Raw genomic sequence first — 15,745 nt, 5'->3', positions numbered from 1 at the left:
ATTCACCCTTTGTGAAATGTCATAGGACCGAACGCAATCGCGGTGCGCTCGAGGTGTGGTGGATCTGTGTACACTCGTAAGCACATTATCGCCGAACGTGCCGAACTCGTGGATCTGCTCCGCTCGCTGACGCCGGAACAGTGGGCGACGCCGTCGCTCTGCGAGGGGTGGTCCGTGCGGGACGTCGCCGGCCACCTGTCGATCGACGGCGTGCCGTTCCACCGTTATTTCCTCGCCGGCCTGCGCAATCCGTCCGCCGACCGCCTCAACCGGCACTACGTCGAGGCAGCACGCAACGTACCCGTCGACCGCCTCGTCGACGGATTGGCGACGTCGATCTCCGGAAGCTGGTTTCCCCGTTGGTTCCCGCGGCTGACCCTCGCCGATCATCTTGTGCACCAACAGGACATCCGCCGTCCTCTGGGGATTCCCCGGGCCATCGACGCCGATCGTCTTCGCCTGGTCCTCGACCGTCCGGATCCGTTCGCCCGCCCCTCTCGCTATATCCGCGGGCTGCGTCTCGTCGCCACCGACATTGCGTGGGAGCGGGGCGACGGCCCGATGGTGCGAGGCACCGGCGAAGCACTCGCGTTGGCGATGGTCGGCCGGCCCGCCGTGCTCGACGAACTCGAGGGCCCCGGTCTCGACTTGCTGCGCTCACGCGTCGAACGAGCCTGACCTGCGCCGACAGCGCCTGCAACGATCGCGGGTGCGGGCAACCGGCACGCGGTTCCTATTGTGTCGGCATGACGATTCGCCCCGATCTCCTGGACGTACTCGCACGCCGTGCCCTCACCGAGGACTCGGCGCGGCCCGACGCCGTCGAGAAACTGCACGCTCGCGGCGGGACCACCGCCCGAGAACACATCGCGCGCATCGTCGATCCGGGCAGCTTCGTCGAGTACGGCCGCTTCGTCACCGCGGCGCAGGAAGCGCACCGCAGCATGGACGAACTGCTCGACCGCACGGTCGCGGACGGGATCGTCGGGGGAGTGGCGACGATCGACGGACGGCCGTGCGCGGTCCTGTCCTACGACTATCTCGTCATGGCGGGAACCCAGGGGATGCGCGGGCACCGCAAGACCGACCGCCTCATCGAGGTCATCGGCCGGCTCCGCCTGCCCACCGTGTTCGTCGCCTCCGGCGGTGGCGGGCGCCCCGGCGATACGGATCTGCCGCTGGTGTCGGCTCTGGACGTGACCACGTTCGCCGAGTGGGCGGCGCTGTCGGGTCGGGTACCGCGGATCGCCGTCGTCGACGACAACTGCTTCGCCGGGAACGCCGTCATCGCCGGCTGCGCCGACCTCATCGTCGCAACACCGCGTGCGTCGCTGGGCATGGGCGGTCCGGCGATGATCTCCGGCGGTGGGCTGGGCGACGTCGCCGCTGCCGACATCGGGCCGCTCGACGTGATGATCGAGAACGGGGTCGTCGACGTTGCGGTGGACGACTCCGAGGACGCGGCGGAAATGGCGTGCCACCTGCTCGGCTACTTCCTCGGAAGGTCCGAGACATGGTCCGCAGCAGATCAATCCGTACTCCGCGACCTCGTTCCCGAGCACGAACGCACGACTTTCGACGTCGCGCCCGTCGTCGAGACCCTGTGCGACGAGGAGTCCGTCACCGTGCTGCGGCCCGGCTTCGCACCCGAGCTGTACACCGCCCTGGGACGGATCGAGGGCCGCACGGTCGGGATCCTCGCGAACGATTCCCGCTACACAGCCGGGGCGATCACCTCCGACGGCAGCGACAAGGCCGCACGGTTCCTGCAGTTGTGCGACGCATACGGATTCCCTGTGATCTCGCTCGTCGACACCCCGGGCATCATGGTCGGCCCGGACGCGGAACGGACCGGGCTGGTTCGGCACGCGTCACGGCTGCTCGTCGCTGCGGCCCGGATCCAGGTGCCGTTCATCGGTGTGATCCTCAGGCGCGCTTACGGACTCGGCGCCCAGGCGATGCTGGCGGGCAGCACCCACTCGCCGTTGATGACGATCGCGTGGCCCGGAGCAACGATGGGCGCGATGGGACTCGAAGGTGCCGTGCGACTGTCGATGCGCGCCGAACTCGAGGCGATCACCGACGACGACGAACGCGAGGAACGGGTCCGGCAACTGACCGAGATGCTGCGAGCCAACTCCACCGGCCTCAACGCGGCCCGGTACTTCGAGATCGACGACGTCATCGACCCGGCCGAAACACGCTCTCTCATTGCTCATCTCGTAGAGGCCGCGGACGCCGGTGGGGGTATCTCCGGGAGTGGGGGTGCCGTCGATACCTGGTGAACCCCGGTGTGCCTTTGTGGCGGCCCTGACCGCCACAAAGGCACACCGGCAGCGCAGCTGCACCTAAGGGTAGTTGGGGTTGTTGAACGTCGGGATCTCGATGCTGATCGTCTGCAACTCCGACATGTACAGCAACACGAACTGGCGCAGCAGTTCGTCGAACGCCCAGTAGGCGTCCGGTGCGAGCGGCAACGGCAGCAGGCCTTCGCGCACCGCGATGAACGGCCGCCACCCGACGTTCAGCAGCGTGCCCCAGACCGGCTCGGGAGGGATCTTCAGCCAGTCGGCGATCCGGTCGCCGAGCACGTAGCGGGTCAGTGCCCCCAGGATCGGCCGGGTCAGCAACGTGAAGTCCAGTCCCGCACCGAGATCGAGGAGCATGTCGGCGAGCTTCAGCCCCTCCGGGGTCGGCGCCAGGATCGGATCGAGCACCTGCGTCGCCTGGGCTTCGGCGTCTGCCCACGTCGCGGGAATGTACTGGTCCTGGACACCGAGCATGTGCGCGCTGACCTGCCACGAATGCAGGAACGCCTCGCTCTCGTCCGCGGCGACCGGCACCTGCCAGTTCTTCAGCACGCGCATCACCGAGGTCGGGAGGCTGTGCCAGGTGACCATGATGTCGTGCTGACTGATGGGATATTCCTCGGGCGCCACGTCGATCCAGTGCGACGACTGCGGCAGCAGGTGCCGCACCCCGGCGTGCGCGAGACGTGTTTTCAGGCCCGTCACGATCATCTCGCCGTCGGGCAGATAGGCGTTGCGCGAACCGATGTCGTAGCCGAGTTTCGCCGTCCGCGAGATGCGGCGCTTCATGTTGGCGCCGCCCTTGGAGTAGTAGACGGCGACCGATTCCTTCGGGATGACGGTGCTCATCATGCCGCTCGCGAAGCCGTAGAGGACACCGAGATAGAGCCCGCGCTTGTCGTTGAATTTCACTGCAGTGGCGAGCTTTCCGACATCCGCCCATTCCGGGAGCTGTCGATGCCGCTCGAGAAAGGCGTGCAGGTCGGCAGGCAGCCCGGCGGGGAGCGGCTGCCCGTTCTTCTTCCACCCGCGCAACAGGTCGTTGACCAAGGGGACCTCACCGCGCTCGAACAGCGACGCGACCAGCGTGTCCGCCTCCTCATCCCACACCAGGTGAGGATCCGCTCCGTCGCCGGTACCGGGTATCGACCCGGCCGGCGACCATCTCCACGGACGAGCCTGCGCCGGGGTCGCCGCCGCGACCGCCCCGAGCGCCGCGAGCGCCCCTCCCGCTTTCAGAACGTTCCGTCTGCTCAAATCGGACATCCGCAGCCCCCATTGGCTTCGATGTGGCAATGTAACAGCAGCAGTTACCCTGTATCAGGAGAGCACATCGCCACGATCCTCACGGAAGATTCCCGGAATCCGTCCCGAAGCGTCACCCTGTAACAGGGTCATCACAGGAGGTAGCCGTGGAATCAAGATCGTCGACCAGGTCGGGATTGTTCAGATCGACGTCGCTTCTCGAACGCGCGTACAGCGACGCCGTCGAGCCGGCGGACGACCCCGACACGACCCGAACCCGTCTGCTCGATGCGGCATACGACCAGTTCTGCCGGATGGGCATTCAGCGGTCGACGATGGAGGATGTCGCCAAGCGCGCCAACCTTTCCCGCATCACAATCTACCGCAAGTTCGACACCAAGGAGGCCCTGGTCGACCAGGTGATCCTGCGGGAGTTCAGCCGGTATTTCACCCGGTTCATCGAAGAGGTCGCCGGCGCCCCCACGGTCGCCGACCGTGTGATCCTCGGCTTCGTGAGCTCACTGCGGACGATCCGCACCAATCCGCTCGTCACCGCGCTGATCGAAACCGACCCCACCTCGTTCGCCGGATCCATCATCGGTGCGAACGGCGAAATGCTCTCGGCAGTACAGATATTCGTTGCCGGGCAGCTTCGACGCGAGCAGGTGTCCGGCACCGTCGCCGCGGAACTCGACGTCGACCTGGTCGCGGAGATGATGGTCCGGATCACCGGCTCGTTCCTCGCTTTTCCCAGTCGCATCGTCGATCTCGACGACGACGCCGAACTGACGGCGATCGCACGCCGATTCCTGGTGCCCATGCTGCAGGTGCCGCAACAGGAAGCCGGCTGAGTCACCCACCGAAGCAAGGATGTTCCCACCCCGCCGCCGTCGGAAGGCCCAACCGTGCACCACACGCTCGACGAACTGGGTTACTACCTGCTGGCGGGGGCGGGCGGCGACGGGCCGAGAACTCTGGTCGAGGAGGCCCGCCGCGGGGAGAAACTCGGCTTCGGCACCGCGTTCATCTCCGAACGGTGGAACATCAAGGAGGCCTCGTCGCTGACCGGGCGGCGTGCGCGGTCACCGAGCGCATGCGCATCGCCACCGCGGCGACCAACCACAACACCCGGCACCCGCTCATCACCGCCTCGTGGGCCACCACGATGCACCGCCTCTCCGGTGGCCGGTTCACCCTCGGGATCGGCCGCGGCATCGCCGCTCTGTACTCCGCGTTCGGTGTGCCCGAGGTGACCACCGCGCAGATGGAGGACTTCGCGCAGGTCATGCGCAGGCTGTGGCGCGGCGAGGTCGTCGTCGGACATTCCGGTCCGATCGGTGAATACCCGCTGCTGTTCCTCGATCCCGAATTCGACGAGGACATCCGCCTCGCCCTGGTGGCGTTCGGTCCACGCTCACTCGCGCTGGGAGGACGGGCGTTCGACGACGTCGTCCTGCACACCTACTTCACACCCGAGACCCTGCAACGGTCGGTGGCAATCGTGAAGAAGGCCGCCGAAGAGGCGGGTCGCGACCCCGACGAGGTCCGGGTGTGGTCGTGCCTCGCGACCGTCGGCGACCACCTGCCCGAGGAACTGCGGTTGAAGAAGACGGTGGCGCGGCTCGCGACGTACCTGCAGGGTTACGGCGATCTGCCGGTGCGGACGAACAGCTGGGATCCCGCTGTGCTGCAACGCTTCCGGAACGACCCTGTGGTGCTCTCGATTCCGGGTGGGATCGACCACAAGGCGTCGGCCGACCAGATCGAGCACATCGCGACACTGCTTCCCGACGAATGGCTCGAACCCGCGGCCACCGGATCCGCCGGGCAGTGTGCACAGCGGATCCGACGCGAGTTCGACTACGGCGCCGACGCGGTGATCCTGCACGGTTGCACACCCGACGAACTGGAGCCGATCGTCACCGCCTACCGCGCGAGGTGATCCGGGCACGGTCGACCGGTCGTCCGAACGCACGACGTCGTCGACGACCGACCCCTGATACCGTCCACGCGGAGCAGGGGGAAGCACGCATGGACCGGCGGCCGCGAGCGACACGGTTCGGCACGATCGCCGTTGCCGCAGTCGCGATCGCCGGGCTCGCGACCGGTCCCGCCGGCGCATCCCCGCCGGAGCAAGACACCTGTCCGCACACGATCGTCTTCGGTGTCGGCGGCACCCTCGAGGTCGGCAAACCCACCTCGACCGTGCATCCGATCCTCGAGGGCCTGGCCGAGCGCGGCGCACGCACTGTACGGATCGACTATCCGGGGGAGATCAGTCCGCTCGGGAGCCACACGTACGACCGGTCCAAGGAGATCGGAGTCCGTGAACTGCACCGGCAGATCATCCTCGCCCACGCCGAGTGCCCCGGGGCGGCATATCGCGTCGTCGGTTTCTCCCAGGGTGCCGCGATCGCCGGTGACGTCCTCGCCGACCTCGCGCAGGACCTGGACCGTCCGAGCGATCTCGCCGGGGTGGTGATCGCCGACCCGCGCACCCCCGGCACCGGCGCGGAGGTCGTCGCGCCCTGTGCTCTTCCGGGGATCTCGTTCACGGGTGCGCGTGCTGGGTTCGGGACCGTTCCGGTCGCCACGGTTTGCGCCCTGGGCGACGCCGTCTGCGACATGGTCGACCCGCGCGCGGACTCCCGTGAAGCCGCGCGCCGCATCGAGCGCTACTTCGCGATTCATCAGCACTATGTGGAACTGACCGTCGGCGACCGTCCGTTCGTCGACGCGATGATCGATCTTGTCGAGCATCCGCGGACCGCTGTGGTCCGGATCGGCTGACCGCGGCTCGTTGGTGCCCGTCACCGCGAATTCGGTACCGTTCGAGACGACTCGCAACAGTGTGTGTCGCGTTCGGCTCGGCACAGCCGAAAGAGGGAGGTTCCCGTGGCTGGTGGTCTCGTCGCCCTGCTGGACGACGTCGCGCTGATTGCGAAGGCAGCTGCAGCATCCATCGACGACGTCGGTGCCGCCGCCGGTAAGGCCAGCGTGAAGGCGGCGGGTGTGGTCGTCGACGACACGGCCGTCACCCCGCGCTACGTGCACGGGTTCACCCCCGACCGCGAGCTGCCGATCATCCGCAAGATCGCGATCGGATCGATCCGGAACAAACTGCTGATCATCCTGCCCGTGGCGATGATCCTCAGCGAGTTCCTGCCGCAGGCGCTGCCGTACCTGCTGATCGCCGGCGGCCTGTTCCTCTGCTACGAGGGCGCCGAGAAGGTCTACGAAGCGCTCACCGGCGGGCACCACGAGGAAGATGACGCCACCGCGGCCGAGAAGGGGCCCGCGTTCGAGAAGACGATGGTCAGCGGTGCGATCCGCACCGACCTGATCCTGTCCGCGGAGATCATGGTGATCTCCCTGTCGTCCGTCGAGGACGAACCGTTCCTCACCCGGCTGCTGGTGCTCATCGTCGTCGCCATTCTCATCACCGCCCTGGTGTACGGCGTGGTCGCGTTGATCGTGAAGATGGACGACGTGGGTCTGGCGCTCGCAGGGCGCGACTCGAAGTTCAGCCAGAAGATCGGCCGCGGTCTCGTCGCCGCGATGCCCAAGGTGATGTCGGTGCTGACCGTGGTCGGGATCGCCGCGATGCTGTGGGTCGGTGGCCACATCCTGCTCGTCAACGTCGGCGAGGCCGGGTTCCACTGGCCGGCCGATCGCCTCCACGATCTCGAGCACTGGGCCGGTGAACTCGTGCACGGCGGGTTCGGTGGCGTCCTGTCGTGGACCGCGGGCACGGTGGCTTCGGCCCTCGTCGGCCTCGTCCTCGGTGCGCTCGTCGTGCTGATCATGCACCTGATTCCGAAGCGGAAGAAGCACGCGCACGAGGTCCACTGAGGCGGTAGACAGCTGCGCGCTGCCGCCCGCGCGCCGCTGTCTTCTCGCTCGGCGGATCCGGTTCGCTACGCCCCTGCCCGGCCGATCCCGCGCACCGCGTCGGCGAACGCCCTCATCAGTTCCGGGTCCTTGACGCCGCGGCTCGACTCGATGCCGCTGGACACATCCACACCCCACGCACCCGACGTCTCGACCGCGCGGGCCACATTGCCCGGGTTCAGCCCGCCGGCGAGGATCCACCGGCCCTGCGGCAGTCCGCTGCGATCCTGCCAGTCCCACGTGACCCCGGCACCGGCGACCGCACCGTCGACCAGCAGAAGGTCGGCGCCGAAGTCCTCGTCGAGTGCCTCGGCACCGCCGGTGTTCACGGCACGGATCACCGTCAGCCCGGCGTCGTGCAGCAGCCGCACGTCGTCCGCGGACCGCAGGTCGTGCACCTGAACATGATCGATGTTCGCGGCTTTCGCGGTCGCGACCACCTCGTCGAGCGGCATCTTCACATACACCCCGACCGCGAGGACTCCCGCGGGAACCCGCGATCGCAGTTGCGCCGCCTGCTCGACGGACACGCGGCGCGGGCTCTCGGCGAAAACGAAGCCGACTGCGTCGACCCCGAGTCCGACGGCCAGCTCTACCGTCGCCTCGTCGCGCAACCCACACATCTTGATGAACGTCACCGCATGCCTCTCGTCCTCGCGTGCCTTCTCATCGACGATATTGCAGGTGCCGGTCTCCGGCGAACACGATCCGCTTCGGCAGGAGCCACCCCTCGCGTAGGGGGTATCGGGACCACGCCCGGGGGCGCACGCTGAATCACACCAGCACCGAATCGCCGAGCGACCGGGAGGAAATCCTTATGCATCGAATCATCCACGCCGATGCACTGTTCCGGCTCGGACCTGAACAGACGTGGGACCTCGTCTTCGGCAACCGACTGCAGCAGTTCGTGGAGTTGTCTCCCTCCATCGTCGCGGTCGAGGACTACGAGATGCGCGCGGACGGGACACCGAGGTACACGATGGCGTTCCGCGTCGGTCCCATCACGATCCGCAGGATCTCCGACTATTCCGTCTTCGATCGACCGAACAGAACCGTCAACGCCGTGCTGGGCGGTCCCTTCGGGGGCACATACGAGACGGTCTTCGGTCCCGAAGGACCGGACACCCGACTGTCGTACCGCTGGCGAATCGAACCCAACACACCGGCGGCGCGAGTTCTGCTGCCGGTGCTCGCACCGTTGCTCGCCCGCGCGCTCCGCAAGGACCTCCGTGCAATCGCGAGCGCCGCCCGGGGTACGCCGCAGGACGAAACGCTCCACTGCTCGATGACCGAACTGCACGTCACCGCGGCGACCTTCTGAAGGACGGAGTGCCCTATCCCGCGGCCTTGCGCACGAGTTCCCGCAGACGATGCTCGATCTCGTCGTTCACCTCGAGCACCGCGAAAGCCGTGGGCCAGAACGATCCGTCGTCGAGGAGAGCATCCTCGTTGAAACCGACCGTTCCGTACCGGGTGTCGAACTTCGATGCAGGTTGATAGAAGACGACGACCTTGCCGTCGCGGGCATAGGAGGGGAAGCCGTACCAGGTCTTCGGGTCGAGGTGGGGAGCCTCCTCGGTCACGATCGCGTGGAGACGCTCGGCGATCTGCTTGTCGGCGCCGGTCAGCGCGGCGATCGCGTCGAGGCACGCCTGCGCCTCACGCTCCCGTTTCGCGGCGCCCTTGCCGCTCCGTCCCTGCTCGCGGAGTTCGGCAGCGCGCTGCTTCATCGCGGCGCGCTCTGCGTCGGTGAAGCCCGTTTCGTCACCGGTATTCGACGCCATCGGTTCCATCCCTTCGTAGGTCCGTAAGGCGGAAATTATCAGCAACGACCCGCAATCGATCCGCTTCTCGAGTATCTGCGGGTACAACCTACGCCCGCTTGCGCCGAGCGGCTGCGATCCTCTGTCGAACACGGCCGGAGCGACCCATTGCCTCCCCGAATTCCGCGCCGTATATTCGGCGTGGAATATTCGCTGCGGAAGCGTTGCCGGACCATATGGAGTGCGTGCGGCAGAGCCGAGGGGAGGCCACACGATGTGCGCGCAGGCGGATCCCACGTTGACGCCGATGGCCATCGCGGTCCTGGCGCTGCTGGAGGAACGTCCGATGCATCCCTATGAGATGTATGTATTGCTGCTCCAACGTCGCGAAGAGAACCTGGTCAAACTCCGAGCAGGCTCGCTCTATCACACGGTCTCCCGCCTTGCGGAGCGAAACCTGGTGCAGGAATTAGGAATCGAGCGGGCAGGGAACAGGCCCGAGCGAACCACGTACCGGATCACCCCGGCGGGTGCGGAGGCAATGCGGACCCGCATCGCCGAGATTCTCCGACTGCCCGTTCGCGAGTACCCGATCTTCCCTCTCGGTCTGGGCGAAGCGCACAACCTGCCCGCCGACGAGGTGATCGCCCTACTCGGTGAGCGCATCACCCGGCTCCGCGACAACCTCGAGGAACTCGACGTGATCCGCGAATGGGTGACCTGCAACGGGGTACCCCGTCGCTACTGGATCTCCCTCGAGTATCTCCACAGCCAGGCCGCTCACGATCTCGAGTGGCTGGAAGGACTCGTCCGGGACCTGCGCGACGGTTCGCTGCAATGGGAGGATGCCGGCGAGGCGGGGCATCGGCGTTCCGGCGGAGCCTGCGGTCTCGGTCACGACTGGGGAGCGGCACTGACCGACGAGGCCCTCGACGCACTGAGGAAGGGCGAGGCCGTCGATCACAACGGCTGACGAATGCGGAATCGGCAACGCTGCAACAAAACTCGCGTTGTTTCATCGATGGAGCGATCGTTCTTCGGACGAGGAATGGAAACCATGACACACCAACGAAATCCGTGGCTTGCGCTGACCGCGCTGGTGGTCGGGTTCTTCATGATCCTGCTGGACATGACCATCGTGGCAGTGGCCAATCCCGCGATCATGACGGACCTGCACACCGATATCAACAAGGTCATCTGGGTCACCAGCGCCTATCTGCTGACCTATGCGGTGCCACTACTGTTCACCGGCCGCCTCGGCGATCAGTTCGGCCCCAAGCGCGTCTACCTGGCCGGCCTGGTGGTGTTCACCCTCGCATCACTGTGGTGCGCAACGTCGAGCACGATCGAAATGCTGATCGCCGCCCGGGCCGTCCAAGGGTTCGGTGCCGCCCTGATGACGCCGCAGACCATGGCAGTCATCACCCGCACCTTCCCGCCGGACAGGCGTGGTGCGGCCATGGGACTGTGGGGCGGCGGCGCCGGTCTCGCCACGCTGGTCGGACCGATCCTCGGTGGCGTGCTCGTGGACTGGCAGGGCTGGAACTGGATCTTCTACATCAACGTCCCGATCGGCATCGTGGCCTTCGCTCTCGCTGCCTGGCTGGTGCCGGATCTCGAAACCCATCGACACAAGTTCGACGTTGCCGGCATTGCACTGAGCGGCATCGGAATCTTCCTGCTGGTCTTCGGAATTCAAGAGGGCAACACCCGCGATTGGGATGCCTGGACCTGGGTGATGATCGTCGTCGGGCTCGCCGTGCTGGTCCTGTTCGTGGTCAACCAAGCACGTAGCACGCGCGAACCGCTGTTGCCGCTGATCCTGTTCCGCGACCGCAACTTCTCGATGTCAAGTATCGCCATCGCAGCGATGGGTGCCGCCGTGACCTCACTCATGGTGCCCGCGTACTTCTATCTGGAAGCGGTGCGCGAATTCACGCCGACGCGAGCCGCCCTGGTCTTCGCGCCGATGGCGATCGTGACCGGCCTGACCGCACCGTTGATCGGAAAGATCTCCGACCGCATGCCGCCGCGGGTACTCCCCACCATCGGATTCGCGGTCTTCGCGATGACTGTGTTCGCCTTCTCCGCGTTGATGAAGCCCGACAGTCCGATCGTGCTCTTCCTGATCGTGGCCGGCATTGCAGGCCTGTCCAACTCGTGCATCTGGGCGCCGCTCGCATCGACGGCGACCCACAACCTGCCGATCCACCTGGCGGGTGCCGGTGCGGGTGTCTACAACACCACCCGCCAGGTCGGTTCGGTCCTGGGCAGTGCCGCGATCAGCGCGCTGATCGCATCGCGCATGGCCGCGCAGGGACTGGGCAACGCCCAGGTCGGTGAGGGCGGCGGAAGCGCGATGGGCAAGATCCCGGAACAGATTGCCGACAACTTCAGTGCGGCACTGGCACAGTCGATGCTCCTACCCGGCGCGATCCTTCTCGTCGGTGTCGTCGCGTCCGCGCTGTTCGTCGGACGCGGTTCGCAAGACCAGGATTCGGAGCCGGAGTCCGAAGCCACCGAAGCCGAGGTCGCGGGCTGAGCCGGCTTCACCGAGTACCGCGCTCCGGTTCATACATCACCCTCCCGTGCCCTGTGCGTCCGGTCCGCTCGCACCGTGGTTGCGAGCTTCGATGGCCTCCACGGACTTCTTGAATTGCTTTCCCAGAACGCGTGATCCGACGACGCCGAGCACGCCCGCGAGAACCTTGCCCTTGAGGTTCTTGCCGTCACGGACCACGACCACGTCCACGTCGGTCTTACCGCTCGGCTGCGGCGTCAGGGTGTAGGTGTGGCTCGAGGCCCCGCCCCACAGATTCGAATCGGTGGTCGTCAGCACGACGTGGTGAGGGTCGCTCCAGTCGTAGTGCAGGCGTTCCCAGATTCCGCTCGAGCCCTCGGTGACGTCGGCGTCGTGGGGGCCTCGGTTGTGCACCTCGAGATAGTTGTCCGCGCTGTTACCGAAGAGTTCCTTGCGACCGGGCCCGAAGTCGGTGAGACCGGCAATGAATTGCTCGGGTGTCGCGGTGGTCGTCTGGTGAAGGTGGATCGTGGTCATGGCGTGTTCCTCGATGATTGAGTGATCCGCTCCCGTCCCGGAGGCCGGGTGATGACCTGTCCAGCACACCACTGCTGAACACATCGCGAAAGAGGGTCCGAATCGCAACGCCTCGTGCCGCTCCCGACCAGGACGATCGGGAGACGGCAGGTATCGGCGTCCGGCACGGAACCGGACGCCGATACGGGTCACGTCATCTCGAAGCTGCGTCGGCAGCGCGGCCGAGATGGTGAGCGAAGAACCGCGCCGAGCTGTCGCGCTCGTAATCCGGGATGCGTCTACCGGGATAGGCGTGCAGCGCCTTCTCCTTCGAGGCGAAGGCGTCGAACAACGCGACTCCGGATGCGTTGTCGAATTCCTTCTCGTCCCACGGAATTCGGCACTCGACCGGAACGGTGACCTTCCTTGCCGCCTCGATCAGATCATCGTTCACGAAGACTTCGCCGAAGCTGAGGACAGCGATCCGGGGTTCGACCGCCGCCCACATCACCCCGGTTGCCACGCCCAGGTTCATGCCGCCGTAGCCGATCGGCGCTTCGACACCGATCTCGGGTAGTGCCTGTAGCGCGTCGAGGGTCGCCTGCCATTCCGGCACCGCACGCTCCGCCAGCGACATGTTGTACTCGGCGACGATCGGAGCGATCGGCTCGCCTTCCGTGCGCGCCCGATGGATGGCCTCGACCCACCGTTGATCCTGAGCGTTTCGTAGTCGGTCACCGTGGCCTGGCGCGTCGATGGCAGCGACGGTGAATCCATGAGCGGTCACGCCGTGGAGTGCGCCGGCCACCAGTCCCGGCGCCTTCTTGTGCATGCCGCCGGAGTGCCCGGACAGCAGCAGCGGTGCGCCTGAGGTTCCGGACGTGGGCGTCCAGAGCACACCGGTGATCTCATCCAGGGTGAATCGACGTTCGATGACACCGTTCGACGATGTCTCGGAGGTGAAGTGCATGATGCAGCCTTTCGGGGTTGCCTTGTTCAGGCGCTCCCGGCGATACCTGCATCGATCACCCGACCGCGAACACGAGTGGGAGCACCCACATGGTTGTTGCGTTCATGGGTCTCACCTCCTCGCGTGAAGTCACGGTCGGGCGCACGCTATCAATCCGAGCCGAAGCCCGTCCATTCAATTTTCTGCCCGCACACAAGGCTGAGCAGTTCCGGTCAATGAATACACCGAAGTGGTGATCGGTGCACGGATATTTCCGTACACCAACCACCACTTCAGGAGTAGATCGGCGGAGGCGCTCCGCCGGAGCGATGTCAGTGCGTAGCGACAGGCTGGTCGGCCTGCTCCACGGCAGCACCGTCCGTCAACGGGTAGACCGGGTACTCCACGCCCGAGAGGTACTGCACGGTACGCACCACCTGGCAGGAGTAGCCGAACTCGTTGTCGTACCAGACGTAGAGGATGGCGGTGTCGCCGTCGACGATCGCAGCGTTCGCGTCGACGATGCACGCCGCGCGCGATCCGATGAAGTCGCTGGACACGGCGTCGGTGGCAGCCGTGTAGTCGAGGTTCCGGCTCAGCGCACCGGTGAGCGACTCCTGGCGGAGGTGCTCGAGCACCTCTTCCTTGGTGGTCTCACGGTTCAACTGCAGGTGCAGGATGGCGACGGACACATCCGGCGTGGGGACGCGGATCGAGTTGCCGGTGATCTTGGCCTTCAGGTCGGGCAGGGCCTTCGCAACCGCCGAAGCGGCACCGGTCTCGGTGAGCACCAGGTTGAACGGCGCGGAGCGACCGCGGCGGTCGGCCTTGTGGTAGTTGTCCAGCAGGTTCTGGTCGTTGGTGAACGAGTGCACGGTCTCGACGTGGCCGCGCAGAACGCCGAACTTGTCGTCCATGGTCTTCAGCGGCGGGACGATGGCGTTGGTGGTGCAGGACGCGCACGAGACGATCTTCTCGGCCGGATCGATGCTGCGGTGGTTGACACCGTGCACGATGTTGGGCAGGTCGCCCTTGCCCGGTGCGGTGAGCACCACCTTGGCGATACCGGGGCGGAGGTGCTTCGACAGTCCGTCACGGTCGCGCCAGATCCCGGTGTTGTCGATCAGGATGGCGTTGTCGATGCCGTACTCGGTGTAGTCGACGGTCGCCGGATCGTTGCTGTAGATGAACTTGATGACGTTGCCGTTGGCGATCAGGGTGTTGTTCTCGGTGTCGACCTTGATCGTGCCGTTGAACTGCCCGTGGACCGAGTCGCGGCGCAGCAGCGAGGCGCGTTTGGTCAGGTCGTCACCGCCACCCTTGCGAACCACGACGGCGCGCAGGTTCAGGCCGTTACCCGAGCCGGCCTTCTCGATGAGCAGACGGGCGACGAGGCGACCGATTCGCCCGAACCCGTACAGGACCACGTCCTGCGGCTTCGGAGTGTGCGTCTGACCGCCACCGACCAGGTCGGCGAGGCTCTCGGCGACGAACTCGGGGATCGATCGTCCAGCGCCCTCGGCGTGGTACGCCGTCACCAGGAGGCCGAGGTCGATCTTCGACGGCCGCAGGTCGAGGTCGGTCAGCGCCTCGAGGAACGGGAAGGTCTCCTCGACGGACAGCTCGTCGCCGCGGATCTGCCGCGCGAAACGATGGGTCCGCAGAATGTCGATGACCGACTTGTTCACGAGGGAGCGGCTGTGAAGCAAGATCGTGACCGAGTGCCGGCGGTGCAGGCCGCCGATGATCGGGATCATCGCTTCCGCAAGCGCCTCTTCGGAGTTCCAATGTGCCAATTCCGGGGTGCTCACTGCGCTCCTCTGTCCTTCCGGCTCGACTGACCCGTCCGCAGGTTGGGTGCCACCCGGACGAGACGCACGTCACTCGCCGGTCAGCGTTCTGGATCGGTGGAACAGTTCGCGACCGACGCCGATTTCGACGTGTGCAGCGCCATCATATGAGAGCGCTCTTACAGGTCGACGCCCGGTAGCCGGAAACCGACCCTCGTGGGCCTGGTCGTCTCACGGGATGACCGGGAATCTCTCCCGGGGCGTGTCCCGGAAAGCACCCTCATGCCGATCCGGGCGGCACCGGAACCTTCCCGGAAGAAGGAAACCGGTCGGTACGAACCAGGACCGAAACGGGTACCCCACCCCGCCGGTCGACCGTTTCCGAACTCCCGCGCGCACGCGATCCTCGAAGAACCCGAAACGCTCCACCCACCGGGAGGCAAATGCCCGACACACCGGCCACGCTCTCACCCGCTGCGGTGATCGAACACGCGACCCCGCCGGCGCGCTGCCACGGCCTCCTGCGGACCGAAGACCGGTCGCCTTCGCCGTCGAATGGACCCCTACGGCGGCGCGGCACGGCCCACCGTCCCTGTTGATTTTCGGCACCGAGTGCCGTAACCCTGAAGAACGGTGCGCAGCTGTCTCCGTCCACTCGGACGACCTCGCTCCCACGAATCGCCCCCTGCCGGCAGTTCGTGGAACCAGGGTCGACAACTCGCCCCACCCCACCCCGACGGCGACCCCAGAAAGAAAAGAAC

General features: G+C 66.2%; 14 protein-coding genes and 1 pseudogene. 9 read left to right on the top strand and 6 right to left on the bottom strand.

Going from position 1 to position 15,745, the window contains the following annotated elements; translation table 11 throughout:
- The first annotated feature begins 66 nt into the window (after positions 1 to 66).
- Together I0Q12_RS15155 and I0Q12_RS15150 are read left to right on the top strand one after the other, a co-directional pair.
- Entirely contained in the window at positions 67 to 678 is a 612-nt protein-coding gene (locus tag I0Q12_RS15155) for a maleylpyruvate isomerase family mycothiol-dependent enzyme (RefSeq protein WP_307846255.1), read from the top strand.
- Positions 679 to 746: 68 nt separating this feature from the next.
- A complete protein-coding gene (locus I0Q12_RS15150; RefSeq protein ID WP_197252691.1) occupies positions 747 to 2,285 on the top strand; it encodes an acyl-CoA carboxylase subunit beta in 1,539 nt (512 codons plus the stop codon).
- Between the two features lie 63 nt (positions 2,286 to 2,348).
- Here I0Q12_RS15150 and I0Q12_RS15145 read toward each other — a convergent pair whose 3' ends face one another.
- Positions 2,349 to 3,575, bottom strand: coding sequence for an oxygenase MpaB family protein (locus I0Q12_RS15145; RefSeq protein WP_197252690.1), 1,227 nt, complete (start codon positions 3,573 to 3,575; stop codon positions 2,349 to 2,351).
- 176 nt (positions 3,576 to 3,751) lie between these two features.
- Here I0Q12_RS15145 and I0Q12_RS15140 point away from each other — a divergent pair, with 176 nt between their 5' ends.
- The 4 genes and pseudogenes from I0Q12_RS15140 to I0Q12_RS15125 all read left to right on the top strand — a co-directional run bounded on the left by I0Q12_RS15140 (position 3,752) and on the right by I0Q12_RS15125 (position 7,406).
- On the top strand, positions 3,752 to 4,405 hold the full coding sequence (locus I0Q12_RS15140; RefSeq protein ID WP_197252689.1) for a TetR/AcrR family transcriptional regulator: 654 nt from the start codon (positions 3,752 to 3,754) through the stop codon (positions 4,403 to 4,405).
- 54 nt (positions 4,406 to 4,459) lie between these two features.
- Positions 4,460 to 5,496 (top strand): annotated as a pseudogene (locus I0Q12_RS15135) (TIGR03857 family LLM class F420-dependent oxidoreductase).
- A gap of 89 nt (positions 5,497 to 5,585) precedes the next feature.
- Positions 5,586 to 6,344, top strand: a complete 759-nt coding sequence (locus I0Q12_RS15130; RefSeq protein ID WP_197252688.1) for a cutinase family protein — start codon at positions 5,586 to 5,588, stop codon at positions 6,342 to 6,344.
- Positions 6,345 to 6,449: 105 nt separating this feature from the next.
- Complete coding sequence (locus I0Q12_RS15125; protein ID WP_197252687.1) at positions 6,450 to 7,406, top strand: DUF808 domain-containing protein; 957 nt, start codon at positions 6,450 to 6,452, stop codon at positions 7,404 to 7,406.
- A gap of 65 nt (positions 7,407 to 7,471) precedes the next feature.
- Here I0Q12_RS15125 and I0Q12_RS15120 read toward each other — a convergent pair whose 3' ends face one another.
- On the bottom strand, positions 7,472 to 8,083 hold the full coding sequence (locus I0Q12_RS15120) for a phosphoribosylanthranilate isomerase (protein WP_197252686.1): 612 nt from the start codon (positions 8,081 to 8,083) through the stop codon (positions 7,472 to 7,474).
- A 179-nt stretch (positions 8,084 to 8,262) separates the two neighbouring features.
- Between I0Q12_RS15120 and I0Q12_RS15115 the strand changes: the two genes are divergently transcribed.
- The gene (locus I0Q12_RS15115) at positions 8,263 to 8,766 is read left to right on the top strand and encodes an SRPBCC family protein (protein ID WP_197252685.1); all 504 of its coding nucleotides are present in this window, start codon (positions 8,263 to 8,265) and stop codon (positions 8,764 to 8,766) included.
- 13 nt (positions 8,767 to 8,779) lie between these two features.
- On the opposite strand, the gene I0Q12_RS15110 is transcribed toward I0Q12_RS15115, so the two are convergent.
- Positions 8,780 to 9,229: an iron chaperone gene (locus I0Q12_RS15110; RefSeq protein WP_197252684.1), complete on the bottom strand. Its 450-nt coding sequence runs from the start codon at positions 9,227 to 9,229 to the stop codon at positions 8,780 to 8,782.
- Between the two features lie 286 nt (positions 9,230 to 9,515).
- On the opposite strand from I0Q12_RS15110, the gene I0Q12_RS15105 reads away from it, so the two are divergent.
- Both I0Q12_RS15105 and I0Q12_RS15100 read left to right on the top strand, forming a co-directional pair.
- Positions 9,516 to 10,181 (top strand): PadR family transcriptional regulator, encoded by a 666-nt coding sequence (locus tag I0Q12_RS15105; protein ID WP_231610714.1) that lies wholly within the window; start codon positions 9,516 to 9,518, stop codon positions 10,179 to 10,181.
- An 84-nt stretch (positions 10,182 to 10,265) separates the two neighbouring features.
- Positions 10,266 to 11,750, top strand: a complete 1,485-nt coding sequence (locus I0Q12_RS15100) for a DHA2 family efflux MFS transporter permease subunit (protein WP_197252682.1) — start codon at positions 10,266 to 10,268, stop codon at positions 11,748 to 11,750.
- 36 nt (positions 11,751 to 11,786) lie between these two features.
- Here the strand turns inward: I0Q12_RS15100 and I0Q12_RS15095 are convergent, their stop codons facing one another.
- The 3 genes from I0Q12_RS15095 to I0Q12_RS15085 form a co-directional block, all read right to left on the bottom strand.
- Positions 11,787 to 12,266, bottom strand: coding sequence for a hypothetical protein (locus I0Q12_RS15095; RefSeq protein WP_197252681.1), 480 nt, complete (start codon positions 12,264 to 12,266; stop codon positions 11,787 to 11,789).
- 193 nt (positions 12,267 to 12,459) lie between these two features.
- Positions 12,460 to 13,215, bottom strand: a complete 756-nt coding sequence (locus I0Q12_RS15090) for an alpha/beta hydrolase (protein ID WP_197252680.1) — start codon at positions 13,213 to 13,215, stop codon at positions 12,460 to 12,462.
- A 311-nt stretch (positions 13,216 to 13,526) separates the two neighbouring features.
- On the bottom strand, positions 13,527 to 15,005 hold the full coding sequence (locus I0Q12_RS15085; protein ID WP_197252679.1) for a glyceraldehyde-3-phosphate dehydrogenase: 1,479 nt from the start codon (positions 15,003 to 15,005) through the stop codon (positions 13,527 to 13,529).
- Positions 15,006 to 15,745: the final 740 nt, after the last annotated feature.

Origin of the sequence: Rhodococcus sp. CX, from assembly GCF_015865005.1 — a bacterium.
Lineage (GTDB): Bacteria > Actinomycetota > Actinomycetes > Mycobacteriales > Mycobacteriaceae > Rhodococcus.
This window is presented reverse-complemented; position numbering and strand designations above follow the sequence as displayed.